Genomic DNA, 24,939 nt, shown 5'->3' on the forward strand with positions numbered 1-24,939 from the left:
GAAGGGTCCGGGATAATATGACGCGGGCCAAGGCCGTGTTTACGCGCGCCCCACGGGCATAATCCTTAAGCAATGCTTCTTTGGCCTGCGATATCAATCGCAGCCTGGTCATGTGCCTCTCGGCCCCGCTCGCCCGCTGCCAGGTAGGGGCCCACAGAGAACATCAATGCGCAGGCAACCGATGGGCTGCCTGCGCATTGACGTCTAACACCGTATTGGGTGAAACGCTAAATAACCAGTCTATAACCGTATCCTTGGTATTATGATACTAAACCATACTTGACTTTGATGCGGTCCAATTTCTCCAGCATTGGCTCTGCGCCGAACCACAGAAACAGCCATGTAGCCATGGCATGGATACAATCGAAAGGCATTCCCACGACATAGCTGCTCAGCAGAATGCCTCCGGTCAATTCCCGGTTGGCCGTCAGGGCGGACGCTCCATTCATAATGCCGCCGTAAACCAAAATGGCACAAAGCGCACCAAAAATACACAGAGCCTCTCGTGTCCGCATCAGCAGCCCTTTGCGAAACAGGATTCCGGCCAGAAAGCCAATGATGCCCATGGCAAACATCTGCCATGGCGTCAGCGGACTCTGTCCGAACATGACATTGGAGGCCAGCATGGTCATAGAGCCCACCAGAAAACCGGCTTCACCGCCAAAGGCGATGCCCGCAATGATAGTCACCGCCATCACCGGCTTGAACTGAGGCAGCATAAAGAAGAATGCCCGGCCTGCCACGCCGACAGCACACAGCACCGCGATGGTGACCAGCTCCCTGGCTTGGGGTTTTCTGCCTTCAAAGATCAGAAAAAAGGGGAGCATGGTCTCCAACAGAATCAGCAGCGAGATAAAATAATACTTTTTACCACCCAGATAGGTGATGCCAACAAACAGGGTTACCGGAATCAACAGCACAATCAGAATCATTGCCGCCAGTGTGCGTCTGGTTAGTTTCCGCTGCTCCTTCGGCGTCTGTCTCAAATAGTCCGGCAGGTGGCTGCGGCGTGTAACGCAGAGCGCAAATATGAGCAATGCAGAACAAAAAATGAAGTATAACAGCAGCTGCTCTCCCGCCAGAGAAGTCAATCCCTCAGCAGTAACCAGAGTGGTCAAATCCGCTACGCCCATAAAAGAAAAGAACAGGATCAAAGCGATCCCGGCTGACAATGTCGCCAGGATTTTCCTCCACCAGGGCAGCTTTTCAGGCTTTTCCGCCGCACTCCCTTTCTCCGGCTCCGGCAGGATCGGGATGTCATCCGGCAACTCCGGTACGGGCGGCAGATGACCGCCGCACAGGATGATCACATCCTCCGGCGTGATGGCCCCAGGCTCCAGTTCCCGGGCCATGCGGTTGGAAGAGGTGGTATAAAAGCTATTTCCTGAAAAAAAGGCCCGGGGCGTACCCTCCGACACAGTACCACCGTCAAAAAACAGGGCACAGCGGTGAGCATACCGGGCACAGAATCCAATGTCATGGCTGACCATCAAGACCGTGACGCCCCGCCGCAAAAGTACCTGAAGGATCTCCGCAAAGACCTGCTTGAACTCCGCGTCCAGCCCCTTGGTAGGCTCATCCATCAGCAGAATATCGGGGTCCAGCAACAGGATCTTGGCCAAAGCCGCCCGCTGCTGCTCCCCTCCGGACAGGTCATATGGATGATGATCCAGCAAGCCTTTGAGCCGGCACAGGGCTGCCACATGGGCAATCCGCTCCTCCTGTTTGGCGTTGTTTCCTTCTAGGATTTCCGCCAGATCCTCCCGAACCGTCTTTTTCACAAAGAGCGTCTGGGGATTCTGCGGTAAAACACCCACGGTCCCCCGGACGCTGACAGTGCCCCGATAGGGCTTCAAAAGCCCGCCCAGCAGCTTCAGGGACGTGGATTTGCCCGCGCCGTTTCCACCGAGGAGCGCATAAAATTCCCCCTTCTTCAACGCAAGACTCAATCCCCGGACCACATCGGGACCATCTTTTTCATACTTAAACCAAAGCTCCTCCGCTTTCAGTACCGGTTCTTCCGGATAGATCCGGGCCGGTTCCGGCGGCAGCGGACACAGCGGATGCTTCGCTCCATAGTCCGTCAGCCAGTTCCGTCCCTCCCGGACAGTAACCGGACACGCCCCCCCATCTTCCACCGCCGCCCACACCCGCATGGCGGCAGGCATGGCCAGGAACATGGTATGGCCACACGCCCGCAGAGCATCGCCCACCTCCGCGGGCGTGCCGCTGCACAGCAGCCGTCCTTCCTCCATTACCGCCACTCTGGTGGCCAAAGGAAACGCGTCTTCCAGCCGATGCTCGGTCAGAAGGATCGTCGTACCCAGTTCCCGGTTGATCCGCCCAAGGGTAGCCAGAAAATCCGCTGCCGCAATGGGGTCCAGCTGGGAAGTGGGCTCGTCGAGAATCAGCACCGAAGGCTGCATGGCCATAACAGAAGCCAAATTGAGCAGCTGCTTCTGTCCGCCGGACAGTTCGGTTACATTTTTATAGAACCAGCTCTCAATTCCGAAAAAGGCCGCCATCTCCGCCACCCGCTGCCGGATTACCGGCGTCTCATATCCCAGGCTCTCCAGCCCAAACGCCAGTTCATGCCAGACCTTATCGGTGACGATCTGATTATCCGGACTCTGCTGGACAAAGCCGATGCGTTCCGTCTGCTGCCGCTGATCCAGGGCGTCCAGGGGCCGTCCTTCAAAAAGAATCGTGCCGCTCCGGCGCCCGTGAGGTGCAAGAACTGTTTTGAGCTGCCGCAGCAGCGTGGACTTTCCACAGCCGGAAGGTCCGCAAAGCACCAAAAACTCTCCCCGCCGAATGGTAAGGTTCAGCTCCCTCAGGATAGCTCCCGACTGCTCCGGGTAAGCAAAACAAAGATTTTGAATAACAAAGGTGTCTGTCATGGACTGCTCACCCTCTTTCGCAGCAGCGTCTGCTGGCACTCTACCGTCCTTACCCGCTCCGCCCTGGTGCGGGACGTCAATTCATGGGTCAGCCAGACCGGATCGATACGCTCCAGAACAGGTAATATGGACGGATCCGTCCAGGGGCGGTGCTGATCGATCCGGAGCACATGGGCATAGTTGATGGAAAAACGTCGCTCAAATGCCTCCGGCCATGCTTCCGGCAGCTGCCCCACATTCCGCTGAACATAGCGCCCGCTGAGGGACTGATGAAAATGGACGCCCCGGATCGCGGAGCAGAGGCTGCCGTGCCGATCCAGCATGGCGGCAATGTAGGCAGCGCCCTCAGCTTGGCTGCGCAGATCGGTACAGCAGTTCATCAAATGGCCTGTATCCAGCAGGATGCCCTTTCTGTCAAACCGGATGCCGTCCAGCAGTCGTTCCGTCTGTCTGGGTTCTGTGAACGTAAAGCCCGGCCACCACTGATTTTCCACCAGGAACTCAAAGGGCCACGCATTTCCCGACAGCAGTTCGTTGATCAGCTCCATGGCGGCGGTAATGACCTGATCTCCGGTATGGGAAAACCGATATGTAAAGCACTCCTCCATGGAGACATCCGACACATGGAACACCACATATCCAACCTTCAAACGCCGTGCCCGTTCCAGATCCTCACGATACTGCTCCAGCAGCGTCTCTCTGTCCAGGCCGCCGTACACAGCTGCCGCCCGCTCCAGGGATCCATACTTCTCTTTCAGTGCCAGCCAGTTCCCGTTCCAGAGATCGACCCAGTCATGAAAGAAAATCAGGTGATACCCCTGTACCAAGTCCAGCGGCAGATCCTCCGGAATCGGCTCTCCCCCCCATATGGCCTCGATGCCGCCGCACCCCAGGGTGTATACCTCCCGCCTCAGATCGCTCCAATCCTGATACTCCCGCAGCGTACCGGAATGGAGCGGCAGACTTATACTTTGAATCATTCTACTGTCTCCTCGCAATGCAGCTTTTTCCATACACGGTCCGCATGGACGTCGATAACCACCGGTGTCAGGCATAGTCCAGCCCAGCAGAGCATCATACAGGCGGTCAGAACCGTCAGTGGTCCGCCTTTGAGCGTGGGATAGTACCGCCAGAACAGGCCGCCCGTTAACACGCCCCAGCCAAGAACAAGCCCGCAGAAGCAGAGCCAAAGCAAGATCATCTTGTCCCGCTTATCAAAGCGATAAATGGAGAACGCCGTTCTGCCCGGCAGTCCGTAGCCCCGGCTTTTCATACTGTCCGCCGTCTCAATGGCATTTTCCAGCGCCCAGGTCACCATAATGGAGAAAATAGTTACGGCGTTGCGGACCCGCCGCAGAAGGCCGCCGTTGGAAGCATCCCTCCCCACGCATTGCCTGGCCTGGCTGACTACATGAAGCTGCGCTTTGAACTTGGGCACAAAGCGCAGCGTCATAGACAGTACCAGAGAAAGGGCCGGGATCACTCTGCCGAACAGATACACGAACTTGTCAGAGGTCATCACAGCGGTATAACACGAAAACCAGGAGATCACGGCAGCCAACATGGCGGCGGCGGAAATTCCATAGAGGATACTCTCCAGTGTCAGCGGATTTCCCGTGGGCAGATAGGTCAGAATGGTGGCGCCCTGGTGGTTGAACGCCGGATTGACCACCAGGGTCAGCAGCATCATGGGGAGGAGAACCGCCAGCGAGAACCGCACCGCCCGCCGTCCGTTGAGCCACACCGCGTAAACCACACCGCCGGCAAGCGAAACCGCCAGAATGGCAGGGTGCAGGCAGAACATGGTCACCAACAGGACCAACAAGAAATACAGAAAATTGATCACTGGATGGCAGCTGGAAAACGCATCCCGGTTCCGCATAGTCAATTCGCCCCTCTGCTCTCCGTAAGGCCGCGTCCAACATCCGCACCCAGATCACAGGTGTAGACCCACTCCACCACATCGCCGTCCCGCAGCTGATAGCGGCTGCATCCATAATTGGGGAACCAGCCGTTGACACTGTACATCCAGCCGGACAGCTCGCCAACATCAAATTCATAGAGGTTGTGGATTCCTTCAATGTAGGCGGAGTTATACATGGGCGTATCCTCAAACTCCATATGGATCTTTTTCTGTTTGCAGGTCCGTTGGAGCACATTGAATACGCTTTCCCCCTCATAAAAGGTGACGGTCACAGGCTCCAGGATCCAGCCGTCCTCCGGTACCAGTTCTTTCTTTTCCGGGTCACAGAGATCCAGGTTATCCAGAATGGTCGCACAGGAGATGGAAATCGTACAGCTGTAAGCCGTTGTTCCGATGGTCACCTCCTGGGGCTCTACCGGCAGCGGTTTGCCTTCCGGCACGGGGTCGGTCAGATACTGGTCCTTCCCCGTCTCCGGACCAATGACCATCTCCGGCTGGTCTGTTGACTGAGGCTGTTCCGGCTGCTTGGAGGCGGAAGGCACAGCAGTCTGTTTCGGCGCGCCTTCTGTCGGCTCTTCCTTTGCATCGGGTTTCGGCGTATGTTCCTCAGCCGTCTCTTCGGGCTTCGGATCTGCTGAAGGTTCCTGTGTCTGTACTGGCTCCGCTGCATCCTGCGGATCTTTACCCAACGCCGGTTGGGATGTCTCATGGATCTGGACAGTCCACCCCCGGGCTCCGGGGGCGTTGCCGCCGTACCAAAAGGCTCCGGCCAGCACCGCCAGGATGAGGACGGGGAGGATCACTTTCCACTTATGCTGTTTCCACCACATGGCGCATTCTCCTTACAGCAGTTTGGCGCTGTCCAGCACCTGATACAGCATCTGGGCGACCTCACACCGAAGAATGGCACGGGCAGGCTCCACATTCAGTTCGCTCTGATCGAGGATCCCCTCGTCATAACAGAAGGCAACGCCCTCCCGGGCCCACGGTGCAATGGTGATATAATCGGCAAACTGGGCCAGGACATTGAGAATTTCATTGCTTTCCAGCCGGGTATCCATACCGCAAAGCTTTGCGGCACGGGCCACCATGACGGCAGCCTCCTGACGGCTGATGGTACCGTTGGGAAGGAAGCGGCCGTCCCCCACGCCGTTGATGATACCGTAGGAATAGGCCGTCTCCACATAACCGGCATACCAGGCGTCGGCAGTTACATCAGTAAAGCTTCCGGCGGCCTTGGGGGGCAGCCCCAGTGCACGCACCACGATGGCGGCAAATTCCGAGCGGGTCATGGTGGCATTGGGATCAAACAGTCCGTTTCCCCTGCCGTTGATGATGCCGCGAGAGGCCAGCGCCTCGATCGCGCTCTGATTTTTATGTCCTTTGACATCAGGAAAAGCTGCATCAGGCATTGTGACAGGCACCTGCTTTACATCGGTGTGCTTTCCGTGCAGACCAATGGTCTCCGCCGCCACACCAGCCACACGGATGGTTACATCATCCATGTGATAGAGGCTGTTCTTTCCGGTGGCGGCACGCTGAGCGGCCACCAGGCCATAAAGGCCCTGCTCGCTGGCCATCTGGCTGTCCCCATTTCCGGCGGATGTATGAAGAAAACTGCCGTTTTTCTGCCGGTAACTGAGCAAATTCTCCAGCAGGGTATGACCGTTTTTTACAAAACGGGCGTCACTCAAATCAATCCCCAGGGCGCACAGGCCAACGATGACCTGCACGACGCTTTCGGAACTGCTGGTATTATGACTGGCATATCCGCCGCTGCTCTCCTGGGCTCCGCTCAGATAAGCCAGCGCACGCTCGATCCCGTCACGCACCTTGGCCTGATCCCGATAGCCAGCCAGCGCCTGCAGCGCCATTCCGGTGATATCAGGGTCGCTCTGACCGGCCCCACCCTTGTCGGTGAGGTTCCAGCCGCCGTCATTCAGCTGCCGGGAGAGGATCTCGTCCACATACATCTGCCGGGTCGCCTGGACCTTGGCCGCCGGATTGCGGGGCATATCATAATTCCCCGCATCAAGCGCAATCAACGCCCAGATGGGGCCGTTGATGCCCTGCCAGATGGTTTTTTCAAAGTCTCCCAGGGGGGTAAGGAGATTATATCCTCCTACATTGGCCGGATCTGCGCCGATGGCGGTGAGCGCAACGATCAGTCTGGAATATTCCGTATATTTCTTTTCATGTAAAACGCCTTTGTGCTCCGAAACGTACGCCTCCACTGTAGCGTAATAATTGTCCCAGTATTGCTGGGGAACATCATAGCCCGAGCGGGCCACGCCAATGACCGCCCATTCGCCTCCTACAGACCCCACCTGCGGCTCCTGAACAGTGTTGAGCATATACTTGGCGCTTTCCTGAACTGCCGCAGCTAAATCCGTCTCCGCCGCAAATGCGGGAGGTATGCTCAAACTGAGCAGTAAAACGAAAGCCAGGAAAAAACCTGTTCCGCGTTTCAAAATGGTTCTCATGACAACTCCTTCCCGTTCCGGGGCGCAGAGCGCCCCGGAACGCCGTTTGTTATTTCAGAAGCGCTGCAAAGCGCATGAGGATGGTCGCTGTCTCTGCCCGGGTAGCCGTACCGGAAGGATCGATGATATTGGCGGTCTTGCCGGAAATCATCCCGGTCCCCACAGCCCATGCCATAGCCTCAGAAGCCCAGGAAGAAACCTGGCTGCCGTCGGTGAACTTGCTCAGGTCGCCCTTGGCGCTGGTATCCAGCCTGATGTACTGGGCATAGCGGTAGAGCATAACTGCAAGCTGCTCACGGGTGATGGCATCCATTGGCGCAAAGGTCCCATCTCCCATTCCATTGACAACACCATTTGCACTGGCCCAAGCCACAGAAGAGGTATACCATGTATCCGGTACCACATCCATAAATGCTTTGCTTTCACCTGTTACAGCAGGCTTGCCAGCCAGACGATACAGGATGGCAGTCAGCATGGCGCGATTCAACCTGTCGTTGGGTGCGAAGGTAGTTTCGCCGGTACCGTTCATCAAATCATTTCCATAGGCCCATGCAATGCCTTCGGCTGCCCAGTGGCCGGGCACATCGGTGAACGGCATGGTCTTTTGGGCGGTCACGACAAACGTACCCAGAAGGCTCATTTCTATCTGCACGCTCAACTTGTCATTTTGCTTGACGCAGATGCCGGAAACATTTTCCCTGGTACCGCCGTGGCCGAGCACGATGACCTTGTAAGCCTCACTGGCCACAAAAGTGGAGCCACTCACCGGAATGGTGATGGTCAGGGACTTTCCGTCAAAGGCGGTGAGTTCTTTTTGATTGGAAGCAATGGTCACCTCTACTGCCTCCGCGTCCTCCATTTGAGAAACATCCATCTGTTTTCTGATGTCCGCGGTATTTTTGCTTTCCAACGAGAACGTGGCGGTGTTCCCGCCAGCCTGCCGGACCACGGCACCCAGAGCACCGTTGGGAACGGAAAGGCTTCCTATATCGCTCTGCACCACCAGAGCGGCGTCTGTGTTCTTAACCATATCCTTCAGGGACTGGACAGGCACCTCTACAGTGATCTTGGTGGCCGTACCGGTGATCTTGGGTGCAATGGCGACCACGCGCTCTCCCCCGACTTTGACCTGTGCAATAGCGGCCTTCATCTGGTCTGTATCCATCGTGATCTGAGCATGGCCGTTCTTATCCGGCTTGACTACCGGCCGCAAGGTGGCGGAGCCGCCCTGCTCCGGTTTACCGGTCATACCGGCGCCGGGATCATCACCCAGATCAGCACCCAGATTGGTGGTGTAGAGCCACTTGATGACCTCGCCGCCGGACAGCTTGTAGAGACTGCAGCCATAGTCAGGATAAACTCCATCCACGCTGTATTTCCAGCCGCTTCCAGGCCCATGATCAAACTCGCCGTCCCCATCAATCGATTCCACATAGACACTGTTGTATTGCTCGTAGATGCTGTAGTCACAGTCAATCCCCCGATGATCCAGCTCCCGTTTGAGCACATCCCACACCGTCTCGCCCTTGTTGATCTCCACTTTGGTTGGATTGAGAACATACCCCTTGTTAATGGTCAGCTTGTCGATGGACAGGGTGACGGTGGCTTTATCCTCGGGCTTGCCTTCCCCGGCTTTGGTAACAGTGATTTCAGCAGAGGCCGTTTTTCCGCCGTCTTTTGTGGTAACGGTGATCTTGGCTTTACCCTCACTGACCGCTGTAACCAGGCCGGTTTCGCTGACAGACGCCACCTGTGGATGGTCACTGGAAAAGGTCACAGCTTTATTTTCCGCTGAGGTGGGAATGACCATTGCATACAGCTGTACCGTTTTGCCGGCCTTTAGTTCCGCGCTGGCAGGCGTCAAGGTCACACCGGTGACCGCCGCACCCGTATCGCCGCCGAGGGATACGTCATTCATGTTATAGAGGCTGTTTGCCCTCGGCTCTGCATAAAATCGGTTCAGCGCCGCCAGAGTATACAGTGCCTGCTCTGTGGCCATGCCGTCAGAGCCGCCGTTCATGGAGTGGCGAAAAGAACCATCCTCCAGCCCATACATCAACAGGCCGTCCACCAGACTGGAGCCCGTCTTCACAAATCTGGGATCTGTATCCGGGTCGATCCCCAACGCGGCCAGCGCCACAATCACCTGACTGGTGGATTCCGGGTTCCCGTAAGAGCCGTCGGTCCCCTGGGCCTGGGACAGATGCGTTACCGCCTTGTCTACGGCAGTTTTGACCGCATCGTTGCTGTAATAAGGAGCAAGGGCCTGCAGCGCCATGCCGGTAATATCCACATCAAAGGCGGGACCGCTCAATCCAAAGCCGCCTTCCGGCGCCTGATAGTTCCCAAGCAGTTTTTCAATCATCTGCTGACGGGTCATGGAAACAGATTCCGGCTGCTGGAAGCTGTCGTGGGCGTTGGTGGCCAGCAGCGCATAGATCAGCTCATTGCAGCCCTGCATATCACCCAACGCCGCGCCATTCCAATACTTTCCCTTATTCCAGCTGTAATCCAGAAGATTCACGCCGTCCACATCAGTGGGATCTTTCCCGATGGCCGTCAAAGCAAGGGCCAGCCGCTGGGTCTCGGTCACCTTGTTATCCCAGGGACGGGAGGCGGTATCCTTTTGCTTCTGAACCGCCTGATAGGCAGAGGCATAGTAGGTTTCATAAAAATCAACGGGAACCTCTATACCGGCCCGGGCCAGGCCCAGAATCCCCCACTCATCCAGGAAAGCAGGTGTTTTCTCCGTCAGGCCGTTCAGCTCATAGGCAGCTGTTTTTTTCAAGGCGGCAGACACCTGTTCCTCCACAGGCAAAGCAGGTCCCTGATCGCCGGCCTCCACTGTAATGGTAAGAGTAATGGTCTGTTCGCCATTTGTTGTATCCTTGGCAGTGCCTTTGAGTACCACGGTTCCCTGGGAAATTCCCTTGATGAGCCACTGATCGTTGGACACAGTGCCTTCTTCCAGGGAATACTCCTCATCGGTAGGCATCAAGACCGGATAACTGCGATAGGCCAATGCTTCACCATCGCCGCTGATCTTCTCCCAATTTATATAGCTTTCACTGACGTGAAGGCCGCCGGGATATCGCTCCGGCCATGCGTTGTCGTTTTTTCCAGTAAAAATCAGTCCGGCATCAATACTCTGGCCAACCTTAACTGTTAGTTCCGTCTTGGCTGCGGTTACCTCTTTCAGTGGATTGAGGTAACTCAACGTCACTTTCTTCGTATTGGAAAACTGTTGTTCCAGTTTGGGGTCAGCCGTTGTTACAGTGATATTTGCACTGCCCGCCTTCATGGGAATAAGACTCTGTACCAGCGAACCCTGAAATTCTATGACAGAATTGTTATCAGAAACTGTCACATAGCTGCCGGCGTAGGTAGCGTCCTCCGGCGTGATATCCGCAATGTGATGCTCACTGCCTACCCACTCCTCGCCATCCTTCAGGTGCCGCAGGGGATTGAAGCTGGCCTCGCCCGGGGTGCCGTTCTGGCCGATGGAATTGGGATTGCGGCGATGGATGGTGTACTCACCTTCAAACGTGCACTCAATACCATCGATAGCTGTATAACCGGCTTCCACAGTAACAGACGCTGAAACGCCGTTAAGTTCCGCCGTCAGGTTGGCCGTTCCCTCCTGCTTGATATTGACCCATCCTTGGGAATCCACATTGATCACATGGGGCGCACTGCTTTCCCAGGCAAAAAGGGCGTTATTGGCTTCCCGCTCTTCGCCGCTCACCACCACATATGGTACCATGCTGAACGTACCGCTGCCGGGCGTTTTATAGTTCTTCCCGGTATAGTCTTGTCCGTCGATCTTCAGCTTCAGCTGAAATTCCGGGACCACGGCTTTGAGCCGGAAGGACTGCGTATTCTCACCGCAGGTGGCTGTAACTGTGACTGTGCCGGATTTGCGGGCCCATACCCGGCCCTGGCCATAAACAATAATGGGGGCGTTATCCTGATCGGAGGCAACATCCCACTCCACGTCGCCCTCATACCCCTGGAGCTCCAGCGTGGCCACATCGCCGTCCGGCAGGCCAAACACGCCAATGGTCAACATTTGGTCTGCACTGTTAATGGTTGTTGTTTCTTCTGTGATGAGGTCCGTCATCACAACAGGATAAAATGTGGACTCTACATAGTCCTGTTGCTCTCCCAGCCAGGGAAGCCCCACCGCACTCTGGTGCCACTCCATGCCGCCGGAACGATGCTCATTGAGCAGTTCTCGAAACGCCTCGGATTTCTGATCAGAAACCGTCCTGCTGTCTGTCACCGCGGTCCCGTCATTATCCGCCACAGCTTCGCCATCGGGCCAATAGCTGTTGAAGATCTGTCCTCCCCTGCCTGTATTCACCAAGCCGCCCCAGGAATACCCACCAGGTGTCCTGGAGACATAGCAGTTTACAATAGCGGAATCCGGCAGCATCTCATACACCAAACCGCCGTAGCTGCTCTCCGCCCAGGAATAGCAGTTGATCAGTTTTCCTGATAGCTTACTGACCAGCGGGACGTTGGCGATCGTACCCTTCACACCCAGATTCTGAACGACACCATTGGGTCCCAATGTATCAATCAACGGATTCGGATATTGGTCGGCAGCGGCAAAGGTCACCGTATAACCGTTGCCGTCCAACACGCCGTCAAAGGTCTTGGCAAACATGGAATAGCAGCCCACATAGTCCTCAATATCATTTGCCAGCCTGTAGTAGCCGCTGCCACCTTGCTCCGACAGTGCCGCCAGTTCTTCCGCCGTGGAAATCATCTGCCACTCCTGACCTTCGGGCGGCTCTGTTACCGCCTGAGGCAGCTCACCTCCTGCTGCCAGCGTTTCCAGTGGCAGCAGACCCAGCGCCAGCACCAGGACCAACAGCAAACTCAACACTCGTTTTTTCATGGTTATCCCATCTCTCCTTTCGACTGCTGCTCTGCCGGAGCATAAAAAATGCCGCGGCAGATCCCATTGATCGCCACAGCCGTGTTCCCATGGTCGAGCCGTGTCCTCACAGCCCTTTGCATCTCTTGTAGGTCTTCTGACTTACGCTTCCGGAGAAATGCTCCACAACGCCGGATCTGCCTTCCCGGGTCTCCCCAGTGACTGACTTTCGCCAACGATCCGGCACCTCAGCGCTTACAGCGGCGGTACCCGTTCGGGACTTGCACCCGATTCCCTTGTTCATCCCTCCCTCTGCTTCCGCCGAGACAGGGCCACAACAAATGCTCCTATTTACTTGTTGCAGACTATCCCCCTTTCCTTCTGCCACGTTTGAAAAGACTCCGCAGCAGCAATTACATTCTCCCAAGAGCAAAATCGCTCACAAAGGACTTTGGCTTGCGATACATCCCGCTTGCGCGGCGGGTATCCAAGGCGTTCTCTGCGGACGGTCACGTCCCTCAAAGCGCCGCAGATTCCCGGTTCCTCCCGCAGCATCCGCTCCCAATCCGGCATGGTCAGGTCGGGGGTGGGCAGCCGTCTCATGCCGGCTGCCCGCAGAGCTGCCGGCCAGGTACCGAACCGGGCCTTCAGATAGATGCGGTACAGGGAAAAGACCTCACTTTGCGTGGGAGCACGCCCGATACGAGCGGCGGAAGCGCGCAAAACATCCAGCAACGCCTCATCAGAATAGCTGGCATAGACCGCCCTGCCGAGGCCGCTGGATAACGAAAGGGACGGATGAGGAACCCCTCGCTTCTCTCCTTGCGTGCCGTAATCTGCGTGCTCCGCCGCGTCCCGCTGCGCCAGCTTCTGTATCATATCCCGATACCGCTCCGCCTCTTGCGGCGTTAGTTTGGCCGGACGCGCCTGTCTTCGTTTACTGACGGTCTTCACCCCCTCAATCTTTGGGATCCATCGCCTTAATATAAAAAGCCGGCAGACAATGGCGTGTCTGCCGGCAAAAAGCAGATATCCATTGCCGATCCCTGCAAATTGGGTTTTTGCACATCAAAAATGTGCAAAAACCCAGGCCGTGCCTAGATATGGGCACAGCTGCAAAAATCGGCAATGGATACCACCTTGATCAATTACCATGGAGCAGGCTGACGAACCTGGCTTATGGCCGAAGCCAAATACAGTAGAGGTAAGACTGCGCCGGACTCGCACCGGCTTGTCAGTTGGCATATGTCAAGCATATGACCCGCTCGCAATGTGCATTGTAACCGATTTTTACAGGTCTGTCAAGAATGTATCGGCAGTCAGCGCTATTTCTTGGGCATTCTGCCCCATTTGTCACCGCTGCTCCCTCACTTTGCCGCAAAACTGCATTTGCTTCCCCACCTCCGCCGGCACTCACCGGTTTTAAGCGCGCAAAACGGCTGCGGCAATCCTTTGACTGCCGCAGCCGTTTTCCTGCGTACCAAAACCACATCCGCCGCCTCTGTACGGGCAGCAGATGCTTTCCTTTGTAGGTCTTCTGACTTGCGCTTACGGAGGAACCCTCCACGTCCACACCCTGCCTTCTCAGGTCTCCCCAATGACTGGCTTTCGCCAACGGATCTGAACTCAGCGCTTACAGCGGCGGTTACCGTCCGGGACTTTCACCCGGTTCCCTTGTCCAGTTTCCGCGCCGCGCGTCTGGAGCGGTAGGCGGCGGAAACCACAAAGCATCCTATGAACTTCTGTTTGTATCGTAGCACCGGACAGAGAAAACGTCAATAGGTCTGTTCCCGCTTGCAGCGATCTGCTATAATCCATTCAGAACATCTCAAAAGCCCGGAGGATAAAGATGTATGGAACGCGTTTTTGTGCTGTGTAACGGCGATCACCTGACTTGTACAGAACAGGCTGCCATCTTTCGGTTTTCCGGCCCCCGCACAGTCCTGTCCACAGGGGCCAACGGCGGCGGGATGCGGACGGATCTGACTGCTGCTTTCAACTACTGCGACTGCCAAACAGCCAGTGTATGTCAGCCCATGGAGGGGAACAATCTGCAAGACCATCAGCGGGCGATCGCCAGGCGTCTTGGCCTGGACCCAGAGCATACCACCGGTCTGGATACGGCGGCCAACCTGGACAACATGGTGGTAGTTACGAAACGTTGTGAGGATTTCCAGATCACCGCCGCAGTATCCGCCGGTGCCGATGTCAACGCTCTGTGCGCCGGCGACCCGGCAGCTTTGACGGAGACTGACGGCGTACCCTGTCCCGTACCGCCCGGGACCATCAACATCTTCCTGGTTACAGACCGCCCCCTCTCCCCCGGCGCCATGGCGGAACTGATCATGACTGCCGCAGAGGCAAAAGTCGCTGTACTCCGGGATTTGATGCAGGGCAGCAGCATATCCAGGAACCTTGCCACCGGCACCGGCACGGACGGTATGGTCATTATCTGTCCCGTGGGAAACGCCGGTACGCTATTGAACGCAGGCAAGCATTTTAAGTTTGGCGAGCTGACTGCGCTGGCCGTCCGGGAGGCCCTCATGGAAGCGCTCTTCCGCCAGACCGGTTTTTGTGCTCAGGCACAGCATTCTGTACTTCGAAGGCTGCGGCGTTTTGGGATCACCGCGGCCGCTCTGTCCGCGCAGTGCCTGGACCGGTCACCGGATCGACACACCGCATTTTCCAGGACCTTGGAAAAGCTGGATCGGGATGCCTTTCTGGTCGGCGCTGTCACGCTCTATGTGCATCTGGAGGACCAATGCCGCGCCGGAATGCTGACGGAAATGGAGTCTGTGGACTGGGCAAATCATCTTTTGCGTCAAGTTCAGCAGCACTACCACTGTGATTTTCCCTTGATCCATGGTACGGGACTGATGGAGAAGCTGGGGCACTTCCTTTGCGAACTGCTCCTGGCCAGCTTGCGGGAACAGGAACGTCTATATCCAAATCAGGACCCTACATAAACCACATTCCCTTCAGAATCAGTACAGCGGAAAAAGCTGGAACTTTTGTTGGCATACCAGAAGCCGAAGGAAAACAAGGCGCAGGCAGCCAAAGGCTGCCTGCGCCTTGTTCGTGTTTTGCGGTATTCTCACCGCCGGTGATTCAGAGGGCAATATGCCCTTCTCCAAATACTCCGTATTTTGTTACTCTGCCGTCTTCTCACAATACCGCATCAAAATCACAGCGATCTGAGAGCGGGTTGCGTTGCCACTGGGGCTGAGGGTACTGGAACTGGTGCCGTTTATGATCCCATCTGCAACAGCCCACTGCATGGCGGAAACGGCATACTCGCCAAGTTCCGCGAGATCGGTATAGGAGAGGAGGTTGACATTCTCTCCCGCGCTGACATCATGTCCCTTATAGCTTGCGTAGCGGTGAAGCATGGTAGCCATCTGTTCCCGGGTAATAGGGTCATCGGGACCGAATTTGTTGTTGCCATATCCGGTAACGATGCCCTCTTTGGCGGCCCATCGGACCGCCTCGCCATACCAGGAATCCAGGTTCACATCATCAAACGCCACTGCATCGTCCACCACCGGGCTGCCCTCCATCCGCCACAGGATGGTGGCGATCATGCTGCGGGTAGTGGTCATGTCGGGTGCAAAGGTAGTGGCGCTGGTCCCCTTCATCAGGCCATGCTTATAGACGTAACGCACTCCGTCCTCATACCAGATTCCAGACGGGACATCCACGAAGGGCAGGTCTCCAGCAGTGATCTCGGCAAAGGACGCCTTCACCGTGACGTTGCTGGACGGCATAGTAAAGGTATACTTACCATCTCCCTTATCATTCAGTGTGATGGTTTTCCCGTTTTTATCCGTGACGGTGAGCGTTGCAAGCCGGTAGCCCTCATCTGGCTTGGTGGTAAGTGTAACAGTCATGCCTGCGTGGGCCGTGCTCTGTCCGGTCTCCACCTTGCCGCCGCTGCTGGCTTCCACGGTAATCTTATAGCGGGATGCTCCGGCGTGCGTACTCATGATATGCAGAGAGTAAATCTTGGTTCCGATGGTCACGATGATGACCGTCTCCCCCGCACCAATGGGTACATAGAGATTTCCGCTGCCGGTAAATTCCTTGCCGTTGATGGCAACCTTCTCTCCGCTGCCGGAGACGGCGGTCACAAAAGTGCCATCCGCCGAAACTTCGGACAGGGCGTATGTCAGCGTGCCGTCCTCACCCAGGACAAAATCATCCATAGATACGGGCAGGCCGTCAAAGCACAGGCTGTCCTCGCCGGTCATCGTGTGTACCACCACCCGGCTGCCCAGCTGGCTAAATGTAATGGGGCTGATCTGCGCGGTCTCACCGGGCAAATTGCCGGAAATGCTGGTGGTCTTGGTCTCCAGCGGCTGGCCGGAAGCATCCAGAAGGGTGGCCTCCAGGGTCCCGGTGTCCAACGCCTGAAGGCAGTTGTTTCTCAGGGTGATCGTGGCTGTGGTCACATCCGCATTGGTCTGTACCACATCCAGCGTGGTTTTATCCCCGGTGCGGGCATATGCGCCGGTCAGGGACACCGCCGCCTGATTATTGCCGCCGCGGTACTCAGGCAGGCGCTGGGCAGTGCTCTGCTCGCCTACCTTACCCTCTGCCCATGCATCGGCATACAGATACACACCGCTGCTGGGGATCTCCTTCTGCCCAAGCACCGTTGTCACATAGCCGCCCACATCGTAAGTCAGCTCCAGGGTAAAGGAGCCCTCATCAATGCGCTTCAGGGCATCCCCGCCGGAAATGGTGAGGATATTCTTGTCTGCGGCAACGCCGTCGCCGGCACAGGTTACATTCGCCGGCTGCGTGAACAGGTTATCGGTATAGAGGGCCAGTTTGACCTCCCGTTCTTTGTTCCCGGCGAGAGTCGCGCCGGAGGCGTTATACAGAGTCATGGAAACGGTACGCTTTCCGGCCTCCTCCTTGAGCACTTCCATCCGGGCGATACCGATATCGGGGTAATCCAGATAGACCGTGCCGGTCACGCTGGAGAGCTGATTCCCAGAGATGGTATAACTCTGATCCGCCACTGTGTCGCCCACCTTGTGGTACACCGTCAGGACCGCGCTCTCGTTGGGCTTCAGCACCGTTTCCAGTCCAGCGGTCTCTCCGTCTGCCATGGTAACAGTCAAGCCGGACAGATCCTTGATGCCAGTGTTGCGGATCGTAAACTGGATGGGAGTCAGGCTGTTGGTCATCAGATTCTCATAGTCCACTCCAATGTTCTCTACCTCCACCCCATACTGATCGAAATCAGAGGTAGCAGTGTAGAGCATGGCCTTCTCGCCGGGTACAACAACGCCGTTGATGGTTTCCGTGTTTTCGTTATCGTAGTAGGTGGCCTGGATGACCGCCTTGACCTGGTCCTCCCCACTGATGTAGGCACTGAAGTGGTTCACCAGATTGTTGGCCGGCAGCTCTGCCAGCTCCAGGGGCGCGGACAGGCGGTAGCCGCTGTTGTCCCGCAGCAGTCTGGCTGCCTTCAGGACGCTGTGAGCGGCGGCGGTAAGGCCTTCTTCATTGGTCCTATCGCTGACCTGCTCGCTCCAGATGATCGTCAGGTCGTCCACACCATAGCCGCCGCTGAGGGTGGCAAAGCGGAAATCGCCGCTGACGCTGGCATCCCCGGTGCTGGTGATGGCAGACAGAGACGCGGGGAAGGTATTGGACATGGCGCCGGCCTCATCCACAGCCAGCAGCTGGATGTCGCCGGTCTCACTGCGGAGGCTGTGCCAGCCAATCACGAACCGGTGATCGCCGCCGCCAAAATCAGCTGCGATCACCTGGGGATTCTCATCCAGCCAGGTGTCACTGGTAGCGATCATAGAGGCACCGGGTATACCAGTATCGTCTACGATGGTATAGCCGATCTCATAGTCACTGATGTTTCCGGTCTGGCTGCGATCCAGAGTATACACTGCCATAGCAGTACCATCGGGCAGCATGGCGGCCTGAAGGGCCTTGACGCTGCCACTGGACCCGTTATAGAGTATCTTGGCCTCGCTCCATGCAGCGCCGTTATAAACACTGTACATGATCTGATCCCGGGCGGCAAAGCCCATCAGGTCCTCCTCGGGACCGGCACTGTAAACACTGCGCCAGAACACCACTGCCCTGCCGGCACCGTCAGAGGCCACGGCGGGAGCCAGATCCGGAGTAGCATTCTCCGTCAGCCGGGCGGAGGTCCAACCGCTGCCGTTGTAAATGGAGGCCACGATCTCCGTACCGTTCATCAACAGATTCTGATCTACTGCTGTCACCGGATCATCGGCATCCTTGCCGGGAAGATCTGTGTTCAAACGGACCCAGGCCGCTGCCGCGAAGGACTGGGTACCAGCCACGTCCACATTGCTGTCTCCGTAGCCCTCAAAATCGGCGGGATGGGAGATCTCTGTGGACGGTGCATAGCTGCTGCCGCTCAGGGTGCTGAAATGGGCGCGGCTGTCATAAATGCTCTGGCTGTCGCTGTCGCTGATATACACCAGCAGCTGTCCGTCGTCGCTCAGTTCCGGATAGGAGGCGGGGTTGGCATTGTTCTGCAGGTACTCCACGCCGCTGGGCTCATCCAGGCTGAAGAGCGCGAAGGACCGAAGCGGATTCCCCCAGGTTCGGGCATAGGTTTCCAGGTAATCCCGGTCCTGAAGGGTCGCACTGGAAGCTGCCACCCGCAGGCCGCTCTGGGTTGCCATAGCCTGGAGGCTCTGCGTGGACAGGCCGGTATTGGCACTGTTCCAGTAGTCGTCGATGGTCTTCCAGTCGTTGAAGGACTTGGTGGCGCCAAACTGACCGGAGGCCAGCACCGCCTCATAGGAGATTGCCAGGAACTCCGCCACAAACTTGATGCCCACTTCACTCTGGATGGACAGCGCCTGGCCGTTGAGCTGCTGCTTGGACGAGTCGCTCAGATAAGTCCGGGAGAGGAAACGGTTCTGACTGTCCACATCCAGCTCGCCGAACAGGCCGATCTTCAGTGCAATAATTGAGTAGTCAAAGCCCACGCCGCCGAACGCCTTCACATAGGCGTTGAGCCGCAGATTGGTGAGATAGTCGGTGACGGCGGTAGCGGAGGGATCGCTCCACTCCAGACCGGCGCCCTGCTGGCTGTAGCGCACGGCGGCCTTAAAGTCCAGCTGCACAGCGCCGCCAGCCTCAAAGCTGCCGGTGACGGGCACGGGGCCTGCCATGGCGTTGACGTCAAATCCGAACCCTACGCCCGCGCCGGCGGTAAAGCCGCCGCCCTTGGTAAAGACTTCCCACTTCTGGGTATCCCGGTTGTAGCGTATCTCCGCCTCATAGTAGCCCTCCAACTGGAGGCCCACTTCGGTGTTGGTGATGGTAGTCTTGTTCTTATTCTCCCGGATGGAGGCGGAGGGATTATAGGTACCCTGAGCCATCTCGCTGATGTCGCCTACGCCGGGCACGTTGGCCTCCAGGTTCTGGGACAGGAAGTTCCCGCTGATGGCCACGCCGTCTCCGGAGTACTCCACATCCTCCAAGCCCAGGGTATTATAGCCCGTCCAGATGATGGCGTTAAAGACGGTGGGGTCCTCGCTGGGTGCAATAAGCATCTTGAATACGCTGCCATTCACGGGACCGGAGAGATCGTCCAACCGGCCGGTGAGGGTCTTCAGGATATTGCTGCCGCCCACATTGCCGAAATCCACGCCCTTTAGAATGCTGGAACCCTGCATAGTCACCAGCATCTGGGTGACGTTCTCATCCTCGTTGACCGGAATGACCCGGGTCAGGTCGATGGTCCGGAAGGGCATGGTCCGCTCCTGCACCAGGGCATTGTCTTTGGTCAGCCTGGTCTTGAGACCCACGTCCTTTCCGTCGGGAATCCAACCGGATGTGGTCATGGTCTCCTCGTTGAGGGTCATGGTGTTTTCCACCACTATCATGGAGGCAAAAGGATACCGGCTGGAATCCCTGCTCTGCTCCTTGGGGGTATAACCGAACTCGTCCACCACGGCCAGGGAATAGTCTTTGGCCTCACCGGTCTGGCCCCAAAGGAGCATGGTGGTGGTAAGGGTAGCCTGCTTAAAGGTGTTGTTGGGGCCTACAAAGCCGGTAGAGTGGCGTACATCCACCAGTTCTCCACTGGGCAGATCGTAATCGATGGTCTGCCGGGCCACGAAAGGTTTATTCGCCTCGTCGGCCGACACCTCCTCCAGCACGACCACTCCGGCGGCGGTCCGCATCTCCTGCTGGACGCTGACGCTGCCGTTCACCACCTGGAATACGGGATAATAGGTGTTATTGACGATATCCCGGATCTCCAGCACATACTGGATCTTGTCCACGGGAGACACCACTGTACCAGCGCTCTCCCCTGCCGCCTGGGACCAGAACTGAGTGGCGTCAAAGTAGACTATGATCTTGCCGTTTTCGTCGGTGGTAAAGGTGGTGTCCTGCTGGTTCTCCCCCGCTGCGCCGATACTGCCGCGGCTGGTGCCCAGACCGGCGGTCTCGCAGAAAGAACCGTTTTTAAACACACCGCCCCGCACCGTGACATCGGTGTTGGCCAGCGGCGCACCGCCGGGGAGCGCGAAGGTCAGCTCTGCCTTGGCTGCCTCCCGCAGCCGGAAGGTGTTCAGAGGATAGAGCTGGAGCTTGGTAGCGTCCCGCTCGCCGGACTGGAGGTCCTGCCGATAGATGGTACCCATGTATTCGGTGTCTCCGGTTTCGGAGCTGAGCCACACGTCGCTGGCGATGCCGTTGGGCTCGTAGAGGGCCAGCACGCCCTCAGAGTTGGTCTTTACCGTCCGCTCAGCGCCGGTGCCATCCTGATAGCGCAGGGTGGTCTCAGCCGCCGGGGTCACCTGGAACAGATAGAATTTGTCCCGCAGGGTATTGGCGGTGACCGTTACCTCAGCCGTCATGCCGGTGGCGGCATGGGTGGCCGTCACTTTAGCGGTGCCGCCCTCCACCGAGGAGATACCCATCTGTACTTCCGGCAGATAGGTGCTGAAGGAGAAGTTCTTGATGTTCTCATACAGCCCGCCCTGCTTATAGTTCACCGCGATGGCGTCGTTGTCGGTAGCCCAGGCGATACCGTCCTTAAAGGAATTCCAGCTGTAATCGCCGTAGTTGATGCCGATGAAGTCCAGCAGGCCCAACTCCTGCCGCATGGCCAGGATCTCAGCCGTGCTGGTGGGCAGATTACCGCTGACCTTTCCGGCGTTGTCCAGGGTAAGGGTGCTGATCTGATTCCCCCCGCTGTCCACGATCTTCAGAGCGTCGCCGTTGTAGACATACAGAGGGAAGGAGTCGGTGCTGGGGGCCTCGCCTGGATTGTCCACCCGCAGCATCACCTGATAGGTGTCCTTCAGATAGCCGTCCGCCACCTTGGCCAACTGCAGCGGATAAGTACCGGAGGGACCGGAACGGATCTCGTTGCAGATTTCGGTAGAGGTATTGTCCTCTGTGACACGCAGGATGGTAAGGGTAACGGTCTGCCCGCCGCCCTCGGTCAGGTTCTCCGCTGTCCATCCGATGGAGACGGAGCCGTCACTGTCCTTCCAATAGATGCTCTCCGGACGGATAAGCTGGGCCTGGGCAGGTTCAGGCCTCACTACGATCCAGGCCAGGGCGGACAGCCGGACGTCGTCTCCGGACCCGTTGGGGTGTGGCATGGAGACCCGCACGGTATAGGCGGGGGTATTGCCGCTGGACAGCTCGTTCAGCACATCCTCCGAAATCTGGACGCTGTTCTGGTCCTTGGTGGCAGTCGTTTTCCACACCGGCTCGGCGGTCAGCTCCGTCTCGGTTGCAAAATTGCCTTCAAAGAGCTCGATGGTGTAGGAAAAGTCCTTGTCAGGTGCAAACAGAGCCGCATTGGAACTCCACAGTATGGTAGCGGCTGTGTTCTGTCGGGCTACGATGGTGGAAGCCCCCTCTGGAATGACCAGGGCCAGGGAGTCGCCCGCCGTCACGGTGTAGGTCTCAGAGGTGCCGGTCTTGTCGCTGGGGTCATCCGGTGTGCCGTTGTCGGCGGTGAAGGTGAAGGTCACTGTACCGATCTTCTGTCCGGTGAGGGCCACCTTGCCGGAGTAATCGCTCTCCGTGCTGATGGTGGCGATGTCCGGATCGCTGCTGGACCACTTGCCGCTCTGGTGGGTGGCCAGGGTCGTGCCGTCCGGGCCGTAAACCTTGGCGGTGAGGGTGGGGCGGACGGTATCCGCCAGAGAGAGGGTGTAGTTTTTCTCATCCGATTCCGGCGTGACCTCTACCTTGTCCGCCGGGATCAGAGCCGCCACGGTAAAGGTGTCTTTCAGGTCGGTGCGGTAGGACAGGTCCTGCCAGTTCGAATCCTCCCGTGTGCCCTCGTTGACCTGGAGGGTGACGGTGTAGGTCTGCTCCGTCGTCTGAGGGGTGACGGCGAAAGGCTGGGTGGAGAATGTTTCGCCGTCCTCGTTCACATAGACCTGCTCCGTGGCGATCACGCCGTTGGAGCCGGTGACCACCGCCCGGAAGGGCAGCTCCTTGGGAGAGCCATCGGTGGGCTGGTGATAGTTGTTGTATTTGGTCTTGTAGGCGGTGTTGCCGTCCAGTGTGATGACAGTAGTGGCCATGCCGCTGACCGCATCATATTCGGCACTGACCCCGGTAGCGGCGTCCCGGTACAGGGCGCTCTCCAGCGTGGCCCCCGTAGCGGTCTCGCCGTTGATGACCGCCTCGTTGCCAAAGATATCGGTGATGCCGGAGCAGGAGGTGATGGTCACCTGAGCGCCGTCCACCTTCTGCACCGGGTACCACAGGAGGATCTGGTTGCCCGCCTTGCTCATGTGCAGCTGGTCGGCGTTGAGGGTTACGCCTCCGTTGGCCTCACCGCCGTTGAAAACGATGCTGGCGTTGTCGTTCACATACACCAGTTCATCGAAGGCGAGGGTCACCGGCACCAGCTGGCCGGGCCGGTAGGTGGCGCTGGGGGCGGTGGCAGCAGTTAATTTGGGAGCGGTCTTGTCATTGGTCAGTTCCACACGGCAGGATTTAATCTGCTGCCAACTGTTTTTTTCCAAGAATCCCGAAGCGGCCTGCTTGAACGGGTGGACAATGACAAGTTTATCCGGGACAGCGTTTGTTCCCAACTTGGTATAGGCTTCTAATTCAAAGGAGTTTTCGCCTCCTGATTTCCAGTTTGCATACCTAAAACCATAGTTACCGTTAAGCTCCACTCTGTCCGCCGTCTGGGATGAATCATAGTCAGTGCTTGGGAGAAAGTACGCATTTCTCGTATAGCTTCCCCACACATCGGGTGGTACGACATATGCATTCGGGTTCTCTCCGGTAATATGGACTAAAGTTCCGGAAACCGTAAAGTAGACGAAATCACCTTCTGATACCTGGTCTGCTTCCGTCAATCCTTTGGCCCCTTGAAGCAAAGCGATGAACGCATTGACATCTTGTGCAGTGATTCCGGCCGCTTTGTCAGAACCGCTGGAACCTCTGTCAGAGGAGTTGAGAATAGGAAAGTTAAACTCCGAAACGATAGGGCTGTTTAATCCTCCCTCTGCGTTATAGCCTGTGTCCCAGTTGTCATCCTCCCACCAAGTGGACAGGTCGGGCACTTCCACGTCCTTGGTCACCCGCACCGTGTGGGAATCGGAGTAATCATTCCCGTTCTGGAACACGAATCCCTTGGCGTTGCTGAACTGCACCGCCCCGGCCAGCTGGCCGTAGGCGTACTCGGGGGCAGTATCGGCGTCAGCATAGATCCCTATTCCCACACTGCCAGCTTCTGTGGCATGATATACCAGAGTAGCGGATGGTTGATTAGGGGTTAACTCGATCATTTCCGTTCCTATCCACACCGAGACGGTACTCAATCCCACAAGCCCGGGGTCCAGGCGGACGTCCACCGAGAGGACGGCATCCTCCGGCAACCAAAAGGTAGAATCGTTTACTTTTATCTCCGACACTTTGACGGAGGTAAAATTGCTCACATCCACCACAGCGGTGGTGTTCACGGCCCCGGCATTCAGGGTGATGCCCTCGCTCTGGAGATGGGCCATGAGGCTGCTGAGGTTCGTGAGGCTCTCCCCCTCAAAGGCCTTCCCGGAGAAATAGGTCTCCTGGATGCGGGCCATCTCCCGCTCGATGGCAATGATGGTTTTAAGATCCCCAAGCGCGATGGGCACTCCGTCCACATAGCCGATCTGGCCGAGGTCGGTGCCCGGGTCGCCCAACAGGGTCTCCATCTCTTCCAGCGTGTAGGTCTTTCCGTTCAGATCCACGGTCTGGTCTGTTTTCAGCTGGCCGTTTTCGTCCAGCAGGCCATACTGCTCCAGTACGTCATAGACCGCCTGGGCATCTCCGCCGGTAAGGGCGGAGAGCTGCTCCAGCAGCATCTGGTTTTGAGCCGGGCTGTTCCCCAGCAGCTCGCCCACGGCGGCATAGGCCGTAGCAGGAAGCACCGAGAACGTCATACAGGCTGCCAACAGCAGGCTCAACACTCTCTTCCTCATAAAGTTTCCTCCTTATCATCCGTCCATCTGCATGGAATCCAGCAGTTCATTGATGGATGCCCGTACACAATAAGTCCCGTTGTCCCAGACCACCTCGCCGTCCACCAAACGGGCTGTTTGGAACAGGCCCGGAGAAGACAGTCTTCCAAAACGGATGGCGTGGACCCTATGCTTCATGTCAATGACCGCCTCGCTGCCGTTGGGAAAGCAAAGCTTGATCTGATAATCCGGGAGTACCCGTAGGGTGGTGCTGGCGGCTTCCATAAAACCTCCTCCTTTCAAAAAAGAA

The 24,939-nt window shown here is 57.2% G+C and carries 10 protein-coding genes and 2 riboswitches; of the genes, 1 reads left to right on the top strand and 9 read right to left on the bottom strand.

Annotated elements, in window-relative coordinates; translation table 11 throughout:
* Positions 1 to 260: 260 nt before the first annotated feature.
* From WHJ28_RS08095 to WHJ28_RS08125, 7 genes are all read right to left on the bottom strand, one after another.
* Positions 261 to 2,900 (bottom strand): ATP-binding cassette domain-containing protein, encoded by a 2,640-nt coding sequence (locus WHJ28_RS08095; protein WP_340041432.1) that lies wholly within the window; start codon positions 2,898 to 2,900, stop codon positions 261 to 263.
* On the bottom strand, positions 2,897 to 3,880 hold the full coding sequence (locus WHJ28_RS08100; protein WP_340041434.1) for an AP endonuclease: 984 nt from the start codon (positions 3,878 to 3,880) through the stop codon (positions 2,897 to 2,899). Before WHJ28_RS08100 ends, WHJ28_RS08095 begins: the two co-directional genes overlap by 4 nt.
* On the bottom strand, positions 3,877 to 4,782 hold the full coding sequence (locus WHJ28_RS08105) for an energy-coupling factor transporter transmembrane component T (protein ID WP_340041436.1): 906 nt from the start codon (positions 4,780 to 4,782) through the stop codon (positions 3,877 to 3,879). Before WHJ28_RS08105 ends, WHJ28_RS08100 begins: the two co-directional genes overlap by 4 nt.
* Before the next feature lie 2 nt (positions 4,783 to 4,784).
* Positions 4,785 to 5,654 (bottom strand): DUF4430 domain-containing protein, encoded by an 870-nt coding sequence (locus tag WHJ28_RS08110; RefSeq protein ID WP_340041438.1) that lies wholly within the window; start codon positions 5,652 to 5,654, stop codon positions 4,785 to 4,787.
* Between the two features lie 12 nt (positions 5,655 to 5,666).
* A complete protein-coding gene (locus tag WHJ28_RS08115; protein ID WP_340041440.1) occupies positions 5,667 to 7,178 on the bottom strand; it encodes an S-layer homology domain-containing protein in 1,512 nt (503 codons plus the stop codon).
* A gap of 178 nt (positions 7,179 to 7,356) precedes the next feature.
* Entirely contained in the window at positions 7,357 to 12,210 is a 4,854-nt protein-coding gene (locus WHJ28_RS08120; protein ID WP_340041442.1) for an S-layer homology domain-containing protein, read from the bottom strand.
* Positions 12,211 to 12,319: 109 nt separating this feature from the next.
* A riboswitch (cobalamin riboswitch) is annotated at positions 12,320 to 12,544 on the bottom strand.
* Positions 12,541 to 13,068, bottom strand: coding sequence for a homing endonuclease associated repeat-containing protein (locus tag WHJ28_RS08125; protein WP_340041444.1), 528 nt, complete (start codon positions 13,066 to 13,068; stop codon positions 12,541 to 12,543). It overlaps the preceding riboswitch by 4 nt.
* A gap of 631 nt (positions 13,069 to 13,699) precedes the next feature.
* Positions 13,700 to 13,932: riboswitch (cobalamin riboswitch) on the bottom strand.
* Positions 13,933 to 14,042: 110 nt separating this feature from the next.
* On the opposite strand from WHJ28_RS08125, the gene WHJ28_RS08130 reads away from it, so the two are divergent.
* Positions 14,043 to 15,155, top strand: coding sequence for an adenosylcobinamide amidohydrolase (locus tag WHJ28_RS08130; RefSeq protein ID WP_340041446.1), 1,113 nt, complete (start codon positions 14,043 to 14,045; stop codon positions 15,153 to 15,155).
* A 183-nt stretch (positions 15,156 to 15,338) separates the two neighbouring features.
* Here WHJ28_RS08130 and WHJ28_RS08135 read toward each other — a convergent pair whose 3' ends face one another.
* A complete protein-coding gene (locus WHJ28_RS08135) occupies positions 15,339 to 24,650 on the bottom strand; it encodes an S-layer homology domain-containing protein (protein WP_340041448.1) in 9,312 nt (3,103 codons plus the stop codon).
* A gap of 15 nt (positions 24,651 to 24,665) precedes the next feature.
* Positions 24,666 to 24,914: a hypothetical protein gene (locus WHJ28_RS08140; RefSeq protein WP_340041450.1), complete on the bottom strand. Its 249-nt coding sequence runs from the start codon at positions 24,912 to 24,914 to the stop codon at positions 24,666 to 24,668.
* Positions 24,915 to 24,939: the final 25 nt, after the last annotated feature.

Origin of the sequence: Flavonifractor porci, from assembly GCF_037572415.1 — a bacterium.
Classification (GTDB): domain Bacteria; phylum Bacillota; class Clostridia; order Oscillospirales; family Oscillospiraceae; genus Flavonifractor; species Flavonifractor porci.